Source organism: Lyngbya sp. CCY1209 (assembly GCF_035615495.1).
In the GTDB taxonomy this organism is placed as follows: domain Bacteria; phylum Cyanobacteriota; class Cyanobacteriia; order Cyanobacteriales; family Microcoleaceae; genus Limnospira.
This window is the reverse complement of record NZ_JAJENU010000404.1, coordinates 1-15,360: the sequence shown is the minus strand read 5'-3', so window position 1 is coordinate 15,360 and position 15,360 is coordinate 1. Positions and strand designations below refer to the sequence as shown.

The 15,360-nt window shown below is 55.4% G+C and carries 10 protein-coding genes; 4 read left to right on the top strand and 6 right to left on the bottom strand.

Annotated elements, in window-relative coordinates; translation table 11 throughout:
* Positions 1-275: 275 nt before the first annotated feature.
* Together LKE08_RS12035 and LKE08_RS12030 are read right to left on the bottom strand one after the other, a co-directional pair.
* On the bottom strand, positions 276-1,622 hold the full coding sequence (locus LKE08_RS12035; protein WP_324704473.1) for a methylglyoxal synthase: 1,347 nt from the start codon (positions 1,620-1,622) through the stop codon (positions 276-278).
* Positions 1,623-1,702: 80 nt separating this feature from the next.
* Complete coding sequence (locus LKE08_RS12030) at positions 1,703-2,350, bottom strand: YqiA/YcfP family alpha/beta fold hydrolase (RefSeq protein WP_324704472.1); 648 nt, start codon at positions 2,348-2,350, stop codon at positions 1,703-1,705.
* Between LKE08_RS12030 and LKE08_RS12025 the strand changes: the two genes are divergently transcribed.
* Positions 2,344-2,541 (top strand): hypothetical protein, encoded by a 198-nt coding sequence (locus LKE08_RS12025; protein WP_324704471.1) that lies wholly within the window; start codon positions 2,344-2,346, stop codon positions 2,539-2,541. The genes LKE08_RS12030 and LKE08_RS12025 overlap by 7 nt on opposite strands.
* Here the strand turns inward: LKE08_RS12025 and LKE08_RS12020 are convergent.
* The 4 genes from LKE08_RS12020 to gor form a co-directional block, all read right to left on the bottom strand.
* Entirely contained in the window at positions 2,535-4,148 is a 1,614-nt protein-coding gene (locus tag LKE08_RS12020) for a diguanylate cyclase domain-containing protein (RefSeq protein WP_324704470.1), read from the bottom strand. The two genes, LKE08_RS12025 and LKE08_RS12020, sit on opposite strands and share 7 nt — an antisense overlap.
* A 206-nt stretch (positions 4,149-4,354) precedes the next feature.
* Positions 4,355-5,698, bottom strand: a complete 1,344-nt coding sequence (locus LKE08_RS12015; RefSeq protein WP_324704469.1) for a beta-xylosidase — start codon at positions 5,696-5,698, stop codon at positions 4,355-4,357.
* A 123-nt stretch (positions 5,699-5,821) separates the two neighbouring features.
* A complete protein-coding gene (locus tag LKE08_RS12010) occupies positions 5,822-7,186 on the bottom strand; it encodes a CHAT domain-containing protein (RefSeq protein ID WP_324704468.1) in 1,365 nt (454 codons plus the stop codon).
* Positions 7,187-7,465: 279 nt separating this feature from the next.
* A complete protein-coding gene (gene gor, locus LKE08_RS12005) occupies positions 7,466-8,809 on the bottom strand; it encodes a glutathione-disulfide reductase (RefSeq protein WP_324704467.1) in 1,344 nt (447 codons plus the stop codon).
* Between the two features lie 352 nt (positions 8,810-9,161).
* Between gor and LKE08_RS12000 the strand changes: the two genes are divergently transcribed.
* The 3 genes from LKE08_RS12000 (at position 9,162) to adhE (ending at position 15,096) form a co-directional block, all read left to right on the top strand.
* On the top strand, positions 9,162-9,554 hold the full coding sequence (locus tag LKE08_RS12000) for a hypothetical protein (RefSeq protein ID WP_324704466.1): 393 nt from the start codon (positions 9,162-9,164) through the stop codon (positions 9,552-9,554).
* A 310-nt stretch (positions 9,555-9,864) separates the two neighbouring features.
* The gene (locus LKE08_RS11995; RefSeq protein ID WP_324704465.1) at positions 9,865-11,784 is read left to right on the top strand and encodes a S9 family peptidase; all 1,920 of its coding nucleotides are present in this window, start codon (positions 9,865-9,867) and stop codon (positions 11,782-11,784) included.
* A gap of 522 nt (positions 11,785-12,306) precedes the next feature.
* Positions 12,307-15,096: a bifunctional acetaldehyde-CoA/alcohol dehydrogenase gene (gene adhE / locus LKE08_RS11990; protein ID WP_324704464.1), complete on the top strand. Its 2,790-nt coding sequence runs from the start codon at positions 12,307-12,309 to the stop codon at positions 15,094-15,096.
* Positions 15,097-15,360 lie beyond the last annotated feature (264 nt).

The window sequence follows — 15,360 nt, the reverse complement described above, 5'->3', positions numbered from 1 at the left end:
AGTTGGAAATGTTGGCGAGTTCGGAGTACAATTCCCCCTATTATTGGGCGGGATTTACCTTTCAGGGGGAGTGGAATGATAGCGCTGTGCGCGGGGAGTAGGAAAAGTAAAAAGTGAGATCGAATCCGGTTGAATAGTCAGATCGCTGTCTCCGAGTTCACCCGCCTTGAAATGAATTTCAAGGCTCATAGCGACAGTCCACGCAAGCGTGGACTCGGCTCAAAGAGGCGCAATGGCGGAAGTGCCGAATTTACCAAGTCTGCATTTTGGCTCTATTACCCATTGCTCGAACCCATGAGTTGTTCGCTTTCGTCTTCCATATCTTCCGGGGATGCGAGGTTGGGAAGGGTGGCCGGAGCGATGATTTTCAAGCCCTTGGGAATGCATTCGATTTCCAAAGGAGTCGTGCCGATAATTTCGCCGTCCAAAACCACTTTTTGGGCGGGTTCGGTTTTGATTTTCACCCGCCTCGCCCGCAGCCCGATCATGTTGTCCCGCTGGGTTCCGGTTTTGAGCAAAGCCGACCCGAACAGTTCCACCATACCCGCGATCGCCCGCATTTTGTTCAACTTTTGATTTTGGGTGGAAACAAACATCATCACTTCCAACTGGCCGTCGTCGGGGATCACCTGTCCCAACCCCTGGGCGAGGATCGAAGTCGGGGGGGCGGCGTTGGCGACGGTGACGGCGCCGGACCGGACGCGGCTGGTGGTTCCGTCGATCTCGATTTCCGTTTCAAATAACGTCTGCTCGTCGAGCTGTTGCAGTCCCGCCATGACGTAAGCCAGGGGTCCCCAACGCTGTTTCGTTTCGCGATCGGCTTTGCTGATGGTTTCCGCCTCGTAGCCGATACCGGCCAGCAGGATCATGGGATGATCGTTGCAGCGGGCGGCGTCCACGATGCGCGTCACCCCGGCGATGATGGTATTGCACGCACCGCGAATGGTGCCGGGAATGCCGAGGGCCATACAAAAGGCATTCGCCGTCCCCCGGGGAATCACAGCCAGGGGAACGTCGGTGCCGATCACCGCCCCCGCCACCGCCGAAACCGTCCCGTCTCCCCCGGAGGCGATCACCAGGTCAGGTTCCGCCTCGATGGCCTGTCTCGCCAGTTGTTCGGCTCCCACATCGGGGGTGGTGAAGCAAACTTTCAGGTGGATATGGGGTTCCAACAATTGCCGGATCAGCACCAAATCCTGCTGGGGATTGCCGGTCCCGGAAACGGGGTTGAAGATGAGGTGGGCGGTCCGGTGGCGGGTGAGGCCGCTCAACAGGGCTGTGGCGGTCGCCAGGTTGGTGGCGAAGGGGACGTTGTGGAGGTTGCAAGCCCGGATCAGGGTTTGAATTTCCGGGGCCTGCAGGGGAAGGCCGGGGTCGAGCAGGAAAATTAAGGCGGCGATTTCGTCGCCTTGCAGGATGCGGGCAGCCAGTTCCAGGTCGCCCCCCCGTTGGAAGGAGGAGAGTACCTCGACTTCGAGCCCGGTGCCCTGCAGGAGGTATTGGGCGGTTCTTTCCGGGGCGACGAACTGGTAGCGAGAGAGGGCGATCTGGTGGTCTTGGATGAACTGAACCAGCGGCTCCCGCTGACTTTCGTGGGCGATAAGGGCGATCGTTGTAGACATGGCAAGTCGGATAATTGGAAATATTTTAAATGGACTGTGAGCTTTTATGGGAGATTATCTCCGAACTGTTCTGGCGATCGCTACAATTCCAAAAACCTTTTGACCTGTTCCCAGATGTCCGGCAGAACGTTACCCAAACTGTGGTCGTCTTCGAGTTCCACCAGTTCCACCCCGGGGCGATCGCGGGCGAAATCCCGGCTACTCTGGATGGGGATGACTTCATCTTGGGTTCCGTGTAAGATCAGGGTGGGAATGAATCGCCCCAATTTTCCATCGTCATAATGGGTCAAATCTTTGATAAAGTTGTATTTTAATGGGGTTTCTTGTCCGTAGCCGTAATGATAAACGGAGAGAGTCCCATCGTTTTGCCACTGTTGCAGTTGTGTCCGGCCTAGGTGGGGTAACAGGTGGGAAAGAAAATCGAAGGCTGGAGCCAGCAGCACCAATTTTTCAATGCTGGCTTGCCGTTGAGCCAGCCAAGTCGCCGTCAGACCGCCAAAACTCGAACCGATCGCGATCGCCCGTCGGGGAGGGGCGAAAAATTCCGCCTCGACTTGCCGGATTTGGCGGGTCAATGTCAAATTCAAAAAATCGCCTTGGTTGAGGTCGGGAATATTTAAGGCGATCGCGCATTCGGAAAAGCGATCGCGCAGGTATTGAGCTTTGGCGGATTTGGGACCCGAGGCGAATCCGTGCAGGTAAAGATAGGTAAAACAATCGGATGGCATGGCTGGATTATAAACGCGATCGCTCCCCGCGATTGAAATTGGAGGGGCGATCGCATTTTAAACTGAGAATCAGCCGACTTGAGAACCGGGACGCGCTGAAGTCATCCGAGGCGATCGTCCCGGCGTCCACACCGGCCAATTCCGCATCATCGCCGACCCATTTCGTCGGTCCGGGAAATTTAAATCATTGACATTCTTGTTGGGACAGCAGACACCGACTGAATCGGGACGCCCCGCGATCGAGGGCCTGTTCCGCCGCGACGATCAGATTTTGGGCCGAAGATCCCACCTCCGGCATGGCACTGGCGACGCCGAAACTCAGCAACCGCTGGGAAGACAGGGCGGGGAGGCTCAGTTGGGGGAGGAACTGCCCCACCTGTTCCTGGATGGTATCGACGAGCCGCACGGCCCAGCGGGCGTTGGTTTGGGGCAACAAGACGGCGAATTCGATGTCTCCGTAGCGGGCGACCAAACCTTTGGGGTGGGTGACGGTTTGTCGGATAATTTTGGCGATTTCCCGCAGGCAGTCGTCGGCCGTGCGATCGCCCTCCCGTTCCCGGTAATCGTGCCAGCCTTCCATGCGAGACAAAATCAAGGACAGGGGGGCCTGCTCCGCGATCGCCCGCTCCCACTCCCGGCCGAGATAATCGTCGAAGCCGTGGCGGCTCATTAGTCGGGTGAGGGCATCGGTCGCCGCCAATTGCTGGAGTTTGCGGTTGGCTTCCTCCAACTGTTCGTAGAGTTCTGCCTGGTAGATGGCGATGGAGAGTTGGTTGGCGAAACTGTGGATGAGCTTGAGATCGGACTCGTGCCAATTATATGCCGGGTCACGCATCACTAGACTCAGACTTCCCCACAGGAGATCGCGGCTGTAGAGGGGGACGGGCATCCAGCCCCCCGGACAGGTTCGTAAGAATTCGGAAATGCTGGTTTCGTCCGGGGAACTGGGGCGGACTTGGGGCAGCGATCGCAGGACTGAGGGCAATTCGGAGTCCAGTTGCTTGCTGTAGGTTTTGCCGGAATTGCAGGTGGTTTTCCCGGCTAACCCGTCGGGGGCGCGGCGATATTCGGCTCGATTCAACCATAATTTTCCTTCGGAAATATACTGGACGATTTGCACCGACTCTGCGTCAAAAATGGTTCCGAGTTCGGAGACGGCTGTCGTAAAAATGCGCTCCAAATTGAGGGAGCTTCTGATGGTTTGGGTGAGGCGATCGACGGCTTTCTCCCGTTGCGACTGTCGTTTGAGGGTGTCTTCCATCAACTTGAGGGGCGTGCGATCGACGGCGATGCAGAGGTTGCCTTCAAACTGGTTTTTTTGGTCGAACAGGGGGCGGACGGAAAGCGTCACCCAAATCGGTTTTCCGGAGCGGTGTCGGAGCCCGAGATCGTATTTTTCTTCGCGATCGCGGGGGTGGTATTGGTGGGCGATCGCCGAAAATGCCGCGTGCCTCTCGTCCATAAATTTCCATAAAGATTTCCCGACCATCTCTTCCGGGACGTAGCCCAGCAGATCTGCCATTTTGGCGTTGGCGAAGACGGTCTGGCTCTCCCGATCAAGAATCCAGATTCCTGCAGCCGTGGTTTCCAGGGTTCCCCGAGATAATTGATCCCGGTCAAGTTCTCCTGCGATCGCTATCGTCGCAGCCGCGGCCGGTTTCGCCGGCACCATCGTACCGCCGCGATCGATCAGCGGCATTTCTTGATGGCAGTTCAGACAAAAACCAATTTTTTTATGGGCGATAATATGAATGAGAAGCGGTTCGGAGCAGCAGGGACACAAAAACTTATCCATCATTCTTGTTAACCTCAACTTTTTATCCGCTTTTTGTTGACAAAGGGACTTGTTTCTAGAATAAGTGGGTTTTCAATAATTTTTTGTGTTTCGATACAAATCTTGACGGACAACGGTAGCTCCGGATACAGAAAAATAAAAAAATCAGGGCGATCGCCCTGAAATTCTCAATTTCTTTAATTTTTGTAACGGAATCTCAGCTAACCGAGCTAACCGATTGTCAACAAGTAGGCTTCGTGGAGTTTGAGGTTGGGGATGGTCAACCGGACGGTTTCGTCAGAGACGGCGATTTGCTCCTGGGTGAGTTTCGTCAACTGCTTGACAACCGCCTCCCCGCTGTCGGGAATGCGGGAAATACTGAACGTCAGCGGTTGTCCCGGTTGGGCCAAATTGAGTTGGCGGAGATTTTTGAGAACCAGGGTCATCGACGCCCGGGGGGAAGAACGCCCCTGCTCGAAGTAACCGAACAGGACTTGGGCTTGGTTTTGGGCGTTGGAGCGACTCGCGAGGGCGACGACCTTCGGGTTGGTGGTCTGGCTGCGAACCCGCGACCCCACCCCGTCGGCGTAGCTCTTGTAAACCCACCAGACGGCCCGAGATGCGAAGGAACCGGGCTGCACCAGGCCGTCCAAACTGTTGTTGAAGCAATTGTTTTTTCCTCCCCCTTTGGGTTCCCAACAGGCCTTGGCGGCGGCGTCGGCGCCTCCCTGTTCGGCGTAGTGGAGAAAGCCCAAATTTTCGGCGGGCCGGTACTGGGCGGTGGGCCCGACGATCTCGTTGATCTGCAATTCCTTGATGTTGAGGCTTCTAAAGGCGGGGTTCTGTTGAAAGCTGCGGCGGGCGTCTTGGACGTGGGAGGCGATCGCGGTGATTTCCTGGTCGTTGAGTTCGTGCCAAGACAAAAAATTGACTTCCAAATTATTCGACCGGGCGTAGTTCAAAAACGCCGTCAAAAAGCCCTTGTCGTATTTCATGATACTCGGCCCGCCGATCATCACGTCGGGTCCCAATTCTTCTCGCAAAACCCGATAGGCCCGCTTGTAGGTTTCAAAAAACTGCTCCCTCGAACCCTTCCAAAAGGGATCGCGGAGGTCGGGTTCGTTCCAGACATCCCACATCATGGTTTTGCCCTTGTGTGTTTTTGCCAAATTGCGGACGTGGGCTTCCCATTTGCCGTAGTCGTCGTAGGGCCAGCCACGCGGTTTTCCATATCCCCAAGTGTCGCTTAATAGCAACTGAAATCTCGCGCCGAATCCCGTCAGGCGGGGGTACAAATCCAGGCGGGAAGTCCGCCAAAATTTCGGGGCGAGGGGCTGGATTTGATTGCTGGGCGGTTCGTTTTGATCGACGCCGTACAAAAACCCGCTCATGGATTTGATATTGGGCTGGGGGGCGGCAAAATCGACGACGACGGTGGCGTTCGCCTGGGCGATCGCCGGCACTCGCCCCACCGCGACGAAGAACAAAGCCGCCGCGATCGCCAGCAACAGGTACGACCACCGCCACCCGAAAAGTCCGCCTTTCCGGGAGATTAACTTCCTCACAAAATTCATGCAAATTCAATCAAATTCGACGTAAAAAATAAGCCGATTTTTTAAAAATGGCTATCATTTTCGACAACAATTTTATCACAAAATTGATCATTATCAATGATCAATTATCAATGATCAATTGTTTTACCACGGGCTGCTGATGAGACTGAAACCCGCCCAATAAAAGGGATGGTCGAGGCGGCTGGGGGTCAAATTTTTGAGGTTTTCGGGGAGGGGGACGGCGCGATCGCCCAACAGCAAACGATCGCCCTCAAACCGCACGTCGCCCCGGAGGAGGTGGATTTGGGCCTGTCGCAGGGCCTCGGCCTTCGTGGGGGCGATCGCCAACTGGCGGTAAAACTCCGCCATCAAGGCCAGGGTCCCCAAATCGCTCACATTCCACAGACTCGCCACGGCCGATTTCACCCCCGCCTGCAACGCCAAACCCGCGAATCCCAACTCCGCCTCCGGGTCCCCCAAAGCGGTCTGGCAGGCACTCAAAACCAACAATTCCGGCGGCGAATTATTCCAGGGAATGTTGCGGATCTCGTGGAGGGTAATTTGGGCATCCCAAAACTGAATGTAGGAATTTTTCGGACTGCCCGAATTAAATGCGGCATGGGTCGCCCAATGGACGATATCGAAGGATTGTTCGGCTAAATTATCCTTCAGATTTTGGGTGGTAAATTCCCGGTTGAGAAAAAATTCCCCGGACTCGCCGGTTCTGCTTTGACTTTCTGCGGCGATCGCGGAGAGTTCGACGGGGACGGCGGGCAAAGGTTCCAGGGTTTGAAACTCCGAGGCGCCCATCGCCAAAATGCGATCGAGTCGGAGGGGTTTGTAGTCGGTATCGATCAGGTTAAAAGCCGGAATGCGGGTCAGAGAATACTTTTCAATTAAAAATTGTTCGCCGTCGTGGAGGGCGACCATCGGAGTTGTTCGCAGGCCACTTCCCAGGCAAAATAACAGGGTATCGACGCCGGCGGGTTGCAAATATTCCGCCTCGAACGGTGCGACGATCCACTCATAGAGTTTTCGGGCGGCTTCGAGTTGCAAGGGCGGACGCAGGCGGGTGACATTTTGGCGGAAAATCCGCGCCGTACTCTCAATTAATTCTTCGGGTACGTCGAACAAGTCGCGGACGATGGGTTCTGCATCGGGGGTAATTAAAACCAGGTGCAAATAATCGGTGCGGGGGATCGCCCAGAGGACGGCGGGGGTGGTTCCGGTCTGTTCCCCCAGGCGGGCGAGGATTTTGGCGATCGCTTCGGGGGGTTGCTCCGCCGAGGCGATATCCCGGCCGAAATAGTCTTCGTATTCCCGTTCGATGCCCCGTTCCATTTCCAAGATTTTCTCACTCAAAGATTGGGCGGGGGTTTCCAGGGAACCGAGGGCGACGGACAGGGCGACGAGCAACAGGCAAACGCCGAGGCTGAGGGCGAAAAAACGAGTTCTGAGATGCTTGAGTCGAAGGGTGAAGGCGTGATCGATCCCATTCCAAAATTTCATGAAATCTACCTCTGAGAGCTAAAAATTGGGCGACGAACGGGCAATTTTTACAAATGCTTTTATAGCACTGCGCGAGCCGCGTAGTTACACAGTTGACGGGTGAGGATTGTCAATCCCCCGACTCCCCAATCCCGAATCTGTAAACACACTCTTCGCGCATTGCTATTTGTCAACGGGTGCTTGCTGCAATCGGCGCTAAAAAAAAGAGGGTCGATAACCCTCTTGTCGGTCAATTCTACAGTCGTGAGTCCGCCCGATCCTGACGGCGGGGGAAAATTGTCAGCGCAGGGTGACAAATTCTTCCCCGCTGGTGGGGTGGATGCCCATCGTGGCGTCGAAATCGCGCTTGGTGGCGCCCATCGTGACCGCGATCGCGACGCCCTGGATCAGTTCCGCCGCGTCTTTCCCCACCATGTGGGCGCCCAGGACGCGATCGGTGTTGCTTTCGACGATCAACTTCATCGTCACCTTTTCCTCGGCGCCGGTGAGGCTGTGGAACATGGGCCGGAACCGGGCGCGGTAGCAGCGGACGGCGTCGCCGAATTTTTCCCGGGCCTGTCCTTCCGTCATCCCCACGGTGCAGGCTTCGGGTTGGGAGAAAACCGCCGTGGCGATATTTTCGTGGCTGATGGCTTGGGGCGTGTGGCCGAATTCCGTGTCGGCGAAGGCCCGCCCCTCGGCGATCGCGACGGGGGTGAGGTTGACGCGATCGGTGCAGTCGCCCACGGCGAAGATATTGGACTGGGTGGTGCGGCTGTCCTGGGTGACGGCGATCGCGCCCCCGATGGTTTCCACCCCGGCATTCTCCAACATCAGTCCGTCGAGTTTGGGCTTGCGGCCCGTGGCGCACAGCAGGGCGTCCACCACCAGCGGCTCGGCATTTTCCCCGCTCAGGTTAATTTTCAACCCCTCCTCCACCTTTTCGATACTTTCGACGGTGGTGTTGAGGCGGAAATTGACGCCGTGATTGCCCATCCCCTCCTGGATGCTGGCGCGAATATCTTCGTCGAACCCGCGCAGGATCAGATCACGGCGGATAATTTCCGTGACTTCGCTCCCCAACCCGTTGAGGATGCTGGCGAATTCCACGGCAATGTAGCCCCCGCCCCAGACGGCGAACCGTTTCGGCTGTTCGGGCAGCAAAAACATATCGTCGGAGATGATGCTGTGTTCGATGCCGGGGATGTCCGGGCGGACGGCTTTGCCCCCCACGGCGATCAAAATCTTGTCGGCGGTGATCTTGCGATCGCCCACTTCCACCGTGTGGGCATCGACGAATTTGGCGTATCCTTGAATCAGTTCGACGCCGGCTTTTTCCAAAAAGCTGATGTGCAGTTGGCTCAACCGCTTCACTTCTGTATCGACGGCCGTCACCAACTTCGACCAGTCGAACTGGGGTTCGACTTCGCTCCAACCGTAACCCACCGCATCTTTGTAAAGGTGGGAGAAGTGGGAGGCGTAGACCATCAATTTTTTGGGGACGCAACCCCGGATCACGCAGGTTCCCCCCACCAGGTCATTTTCCGCGATCGCCACCCGGGCGCCGTAGGATGCAGCCCGCTTCGAGGATGCCAATCCCCCGGAACCCGCGCCAATCACAAACAAATCATAATCGTATGCCATGAAACAATAGCCTCTCGCCTAAATCTTCTCTATTTGCCAGGGTTGGCTGTTTTGCGCCAATTCTTAATTTTGACATTCTCTTTACGCGATCGCTAGGCGACCCCGGTGAAGATTCCCGTCGCCCGCCGTTTCGGAGGTGGCGGAACTCGAACCCCGGCGCGGCAGTCTAGACGGGACAGGGCGATCGGCGATCGCACCCGATAGGGAACAATAACACTAAAGTTCGTGAGGAAGTCGGTGGATTGACACCGCCGGGGGGCGTCTCAACCGTTCTGCACCGCCAAAATCGATAAAAAAGACGATTTTGCTAGGCAGTTATCAGTTTTTCGTCAATTTTTATGGAGTCAAAGCTATGCAAACGCGACAATTTCCCTTGCCGAAATGGTGCCTGTTGGCGCTCATGTTTTCAGTTTCGGGGGGGGCGATGCCACTGGGGGCGTCTCCAACTTTGACTCCGCAACAGCGGGAAGAATTTCGAGCCGATTATCTGGAGGGATGTCTGGCTGGGGTGGCGGCGCAGAATATTGACCGGCGACGCGGACAGGCGTTTTGTCAGTGTACCGTGAACCGCCTGAGCCAGTTGCCCGCCTCGAAACTCCTGGCCCTCTCTGAGATGAGCGAACAAGAAATCATGGCTAACGGGGATTTTAAAATGGCGATGGCTCAATGTTCCTTCGCCCTGGTGAGCCATTCTCCGAGTCCGAGTTGGTACGAAGTCCGGACAACAGGACGTCCCCGGAGCTAGAGGGGGCAGGGGGGTGGAGGAGGCGGAGGAGGCAAATTTATAGTCAGATCCGTACAAATTCCCCAATCATCGACCGATGATTTTTGCTTGTCGGGGCCCCTGGCTTGCGCCCTAGGGAATTGATTCCCAAGCGGTTTAGGCGTTCAACCCGTTTCCGCTGCTTCCTCCGCTTCCAAAGAAAGCCGGAGCCGGACAACTCACCAGAAATTCGGCTCGATTTGGGTCAGTTTTTGAGAATGTCTTTCAATCTCTCCGTCTTCTCTGTACAATCGCCATAATGGGAATCCAACGGAGACATAGCATCAAAATCATGAGTTCAACTCTCGCACCCTATGGCTCCTGGCAATCCCCCATCACCACCGACTTAATTGTTGCAGGAGCGGTCGGCTTGGGAAGTCCTACCTGGGATGGGGATGATGTTTACTGGGTTGAGGGGCGACCGTCAGAAGGGGGACGCAACGTCATCGTCCGCTTGAGTTCTGCGGGAGAACCCCGAGATGTCACCCCGGCTCCTTTCAATGCCCGCACCCGCGTCCACGAATATGGCGGGGGGGCTTACACCGTTGACCGTGGCATCGTCTATTTTTCTAATTTTGCCGACGGGCGCCTCTACCGGCAGGCGATCGCGGGTATTGCCGACCCGCAGCAGGTGTCACCGGAACCCGTCACCCCCGAGGGCGCGTTTCGCTACGCCGATTTGAAGATCGATCGCCGGCGGGGGCGGCTGATCTGCGTCCGAGAAGACCACAGCGGGGAGGGCGAACCGGTCAATACTTTGGTGAGCGTCAATCTCGACGATCCCCAGGATATCAGAATTCTCGCCGAGGGCGCGGATTTTTATGCGTCCCCCGACCTGAGTCCGGATGGGTTGCGGCTGTGTTGGATTTGCTGGAACCACCCCAATATGCCCTGGGACGGGACGGAATTATATGTCGCCGACGTCGGAGATGATGGGACGTTGGGGAAACCCCGGCGGGTGGCGGGGGGGCCGGAAGAGTCGATTTTTGAGCCCCAGTGGTCGCCCGGTGGTACGCTCTATTTTGTCAGCGATCGCGCCAACTGGTGGAACCTCTACCGCATCCGCAACAACATCATCGAACCGCTGTTCCCCCTGCCGGCGGAGTTCGGAGTCCCCCAGTGGGTGTTCGGGATGTCCACCTACGGCTTCGTTTCGGACCGGCAGATTTGCTGCTGCTACACCCAGTCGGGGATTTGGTCTTTGGCGACGTTGAATGTGGAAGCCAAACAGTTGCGATCGTTCGATCTGTCTTATACTTATTTTTCGTCGGTGCGGGTGAGGGGAGATGGCGTGCTGTTGCTGGCGGCCTCGGCGACGGAGGCTCCGGCTCTGATGCGGTTGGATCTCGATCGCGCCGAAATTGACCTGATCCGGCGATCGAGCGACATCGACCTCGACCCGGGCTATCTGTCCGTTCCCGAACCGGTGGAATTTCCCACGGAAAACGGCAAGACGGCCTACGGCTTTTTTTACCCGCCCCAAAATAAGGATTACACCGCCCCCCCCGGGGAAAAACCCCCCTTGGTGGTGAAAAGTCACGGCGGGCCGACGGCGGCGACCAACGGCAGTCTCAGTTTGAAGGTGCAGTATTGGACGAGTCGCGGTTTCGCGGTGTTGGATGTCAACTACGGCGGATCGACGGGTTACGGACGGGACTACCGCCAGCGCCTTCAGGGAAACTGGGGAATCGTGGATGTGGAAGACTGCGTGAATGGGGCGAAGTTCCTGGCTAAACGGGGATTGGCGGACCGCGATCGCATGGCGATCGCGGGGGGCAGTGCCGGGGGTTATACGACCCTGTGCGCCCTCACCTTCCACGACGTTTTCAAAGCCGGGGCGAGTTACTACGGCGTCAGTGATCTGGAGGCGTTGGCGACGGATACCCACAAGTTTGAATCCCGCTATCTGGACGGGCTCATCGGTCCCTATCCGGAGCGCCGGGATGTCTATGTGGAGCGATCGCCCATCCACCACAGCGATCGCCTCTCCTGTCCGATGATCTTTTTCCAGGGGTTGGAAGATAAGGTCGTCCCCCCCGCCCAGGCCGAGAAAATGGTGGAGGCCCTCAGTGCCAAAGGATTGACGGTGGAATACGTCACCTTCGCCGAGGAACAGCACGGCTTCCGCCGCGCCGAGAACATCAAGCGGGCCCTGGAAGACGAGTTCCGCTTTTACACCCGCGTCTTCGGCATTCCTGACCAAAAGGTGTAGCTATTCCCCGAATGGTTCCGAAATCCAAACAACCCGGGCTCTGGTTGAGTCCGGGTTCCATTTTCCCGCCGTCTAGGCGATCGCTCTCTATCCCATTGATATTGACAGGGGGCGTGACCACCGAGTTTTCCTCATCAATAAGTCGAACAATTATAGCATAAAAAACGCGATTTTTTTGCCGCTTTACAAAAGCTTCATATCGGGGGTTCACTCCTTGATAAAACCTTTAAAATTGACCGAATTTTTTTTACAAAACTTCATCAATTTCCCCGGGGCGGGCGGAAAGATGCCCACAGTCCACGTCGCCAGAACTACCGCCTGACAGGGGTTTGGTCGCCATTGGCGACGGGCAAAAATAGAACGCCAAAAAATTTTTTTTCATTTTCCGTAAAATCGGGCGATCTGACCCGAGAGAGAAAGTGAAAGGTCAATAGGGAGGGCGCTTTTTTCAAGTCGGCTTGTTCTCGCTTAAAACCGGCGTCCAAGTTCCCGATACCTGTGTCCAAATAAAGGTTAGAAAAAATGGAAATCATCCAAAGCAAAAATCTCGACGATCTGATCCAAAGCGTCAAAGTTGCCCAACAAAAATACGCCACCTACAGCCAAAAAAAGGTGGACGAAATTTTCAAAAAAGCGGCTTTGTCAGCCAACGCAGCTCGCATTCCCCTCGCCCAAATTGCCGTCGAAGAAACCGGCATGGGAGTGGTCGAAGATAAGACGATCAAGAATCACTTTGCTTCGGAATACATCTACAATAAATATAAAGCCGAAAAAACCTGCGGTGTCATCGAATCCGACCCCCACTATGGCTGGCAACGGATTGCCGAACCCCTGGGACTTTTAGCGGGAATCGTGCCGACGACCAACCCGACATCGACGGCTATTTTTAAAGCGCTGTTGGCGCTCAAAACTCGCAACGGAATTATCTTTTCTCCCCACCCGAGGGCAAAAAAATGTACCATCGAAGCCGCCAAAATTGTCCGGGATGCTGCGGTAGCCGCCGGGGCGCCGGAGGGGATTATCGAATGGATTGACAACCCCACCCTGGAATGGTCCCAACAATTGATGCAGCATCCCGATATCAACCTGATTTTGGCGACAGGCGGGCCGGGAATGGTACAGGCAGCCTACTCGTCCGGACATCCCAGCGTCGGAGTCGGTTCGGGAAATACTCCCGCCGTTATCGATGGGACGGCTGATGTCAAAATGGCGGTTTCTTCGATTTTAATTGGTAAAACCTTTGACAATGGGATGATCTGCGCTTCCGAACAGGCGGCGATCGCTCAAGAAGACGTTTATGCCAGCGTCAAAAAAGAATTTATCGTTCGGGGGGGCTATTTTCTGAAGCAGAAAGAAAAAGAAGCCATCCGAAAACTGCTCCTCAAAAATGGCCGCTTGAACCCGGAAATTGTGGGTCAGTCCGTCGAAAAACTGGCAGAGATGGCGAATATTTCAGTTCCGGAAGGGACTAAGGTGCTGATTGCGGAAGTGAAAAATATCGGCGAGAGCGAACCGTTTTCGTTTGAAAAATTGTCCCCAGTTTTGGCTTTATACCGCGCCGGCAGTTTTCTGAAAGCAGTTGAAAAAGCGGAAAAATTAATTGCTTTTGGAGGAAAAGGGCATACATCTGTCCTCTACACCCACCCCGGTAATAGCGAACATATCCAATATTTTGAACATCACTTGCAGACCGGGCGGGTCTTGATTAATACTCCATCTTCTCAGGGGGCGATCGGCGACCTTTACAATTTCCGCCTGTCTCCTTCGATGACCTTGGGATGCGGTAGCTGGGGTGGTAATTCGATTAGCGAAAACGTCGAACCGCACCATTTGTTAAACATCAAAACCGTCGCCGAACGCCGGGAGAATATGCTGTGGTTCCGGGTGCCGCCGAAAGTTTACTTTAAATCGGGTTGCTTGCCCGTCGCACTGCGGGAACTGCAAGGCAAAAAACGGGCAGTTATCGTCACGGATAAACCTCTGTTCGACATGGGATTTATTCGAGAAGTGACGGAGGTTTTGGACGAAATTGAAGTTGCCCATCATATCTTCTACGATGTGGAACCCGATCCCAAACTTTCCAATATCAAGAAAGGGGTCGCCCTTCTCAACAGTTATCAGCCCGATATCATCATCGCGATGGGTGGCGGTTCCCCGATGGATGCGGCGAAAATTATGTGGTTGATGTACGAACATCCGGAGGTCGAATTTGAAGGGGTTGCGACGCGATTTATGGATATTCGCAAGCGGGTTTACGAGTTGCCACCGCTGGGAAATAAAGCGATGATGATCGCCATTCCGACCACTTCCGGGACGGGTTCTGAAGTGACACCGTTTGCCGTGGTGACGGACGATCGCACCGGCATCAAATATCCCCTGGCGGATTACGCTTTGACTCCCAATATGGCGATCGTCGATCCGGAATTGACCCTGAATATGCCCAAGAAATTGACCGCCTACGGTGGCATCGATGCGGTCACTCACGCCTTAGAAGCTTACGTCTCCATTTGTGCCTCCCAATTCACCAACGGACTGGCTTTGGAGGCTCTGGGATTGCTGTTTAAATACCTGCCCTCGGCCTATCAAAATGGGGCAAAAGATCCGAAAGCGCGGGAACAGGTGCATTATGCGGCCACCATTGCCGGCATGGCGTTCGCCAATGCGTTCCTGGGGATTTGTCACTCCCTGGCACACAAACTGGGCTCGAATTTCCACCTGCCCCACGGGTTGGCAAATGCGCTGATGATTTCCCACGTCATCCGCTACAATTCTACGGACGCCCCGTTCAAACAGGCGATTTTCCCGCAGTACGAATATCCCCAAGCCAAACAACGCTACGCCGAAATCGCCGATTATCTCAAATTGGGCGGCAATACTCCGGATGAAAAGGTCGAAAAGCTGATCGAAGCGGTGGAAGATCTCAAGCAAAAACTCGACATTCCCCCCACCATTCGGGAAGCGTGGCAGGGAGACGAAGCGGAATTTATGGGCCGGGTCGCAGATTTGGCGGGTCAAGCCTTTGACGACCAGTGTACGGCCGCCAACCCCCGTTATCCGTTGATTTGCGACTTGCAGGAGTTGTATGTTACAGCTTACCGGCAACCGGCGATTCTGGCGGCACCGGCGCACCCCGAATGGGAACCTTCTGAGAAATGGGTTTCTCAGGACAATGGGAACAATCTTCATCCGGAATGCCGGGAAACATTTGAAAGCTATTGTCGGGGTGGCCATTCCCAAATGCCGGTTAACGACCTCAACAGTAAGGCTCTGGTGGCTTTGATGGATTCTTGGTGGAAAACTGAGGGGATGTAATGGAAGTGGCGAGCCACTTCCGGGGGCATGGGGATCGGGTCTGCGTCGGATATCGTTCCCCATCACAAGGGAAAGGGTTCCGGGCCGAGGAAAAAAGATGCTCTCATTTTCCCGAAAACCTGGCCCCGTCGCCACAGGTATTTCCCGAGCCATTATCAGAGTTTGATGATATTTGCGAAAACGGAAAATATAGCGCTGCGCGCGGTCCTCGGCAGTCGGGAGTCGGGAGTCGGAAACTGAAACGGCTTTTCTATAAGGGTTTGA

Bases quoted from the DNA above. Each gene is read 5' to 3' on its own strand.
- LKE08_RS12035 (WP_324704473.1), bottom strand. From the start codon at position 1,622: ATGTCTACAACGATCGCCCTTATCGCCCACGAAAGTCAGCGGGAGCCG.
- LKE08_RS12025 (WP_324704471.1), top strand. From the start codon at position 2,344: ATGGCATGGCTGGATTATAAACGCGATCGCTCCCCGCGATTGAAATTG.
- LKE08_RS12030 (WP_324704472.1), bottom strand. From the start codon at position 2,350: ATGCCATCCGATTGTTTTACCTATCTTTACCTGCACGGATTCGCCTCG.
- LKE08_RS12020 (WP_324704470.1), bottom strand. From the start codon at position 4,148: ATGATGGATAAGTTTTTGTGTCCCTGCTGCTCCGAACCGCTTCTCATT.
- LKE08_RS12015 (WP_324704469.1), bottom strand. From the start codon at position 5,698: ATGAATTTTGTGAGGAAGTTAATCTCCCGGAAAGGCGGACTTTTCGGG.
- LKE08_RS12010 (WP_324704468.1), bottom strand. From the start codon at position 7,186: ATGAAATTTTGGAATGGGATCGATCACGCCTTCACCCTTCGACTCAAG.
- gor (WP_324704467.1), bottom strand. From the start codon at position 8,809: ATGGCATACGATTATGATTTGTTTGTGATTGGCGCGGGTTCCGGGGGA.
- LKE08_RS12000 (WP_324704466.1), top strand. From the start codon at position 9,162: ATGCAAACGCGACAATTTCCCTTGCCGAAATGGTGCCTGTTGGCGCTC.
- LKE08_RS11995 (WP_324704465.1), top strand. From the start codon at position 9,865: ATGAGTTCAACTCTCGCACCCTATGGCTCCTGGCAATCCCCCATCACC.
- adhE (WP_324704464.1), top strand. From the start codon at position 12,307: ATGGAAATCATCCAAAGCAAAAATCTCGACGATCTGATCCAAAGCGTC.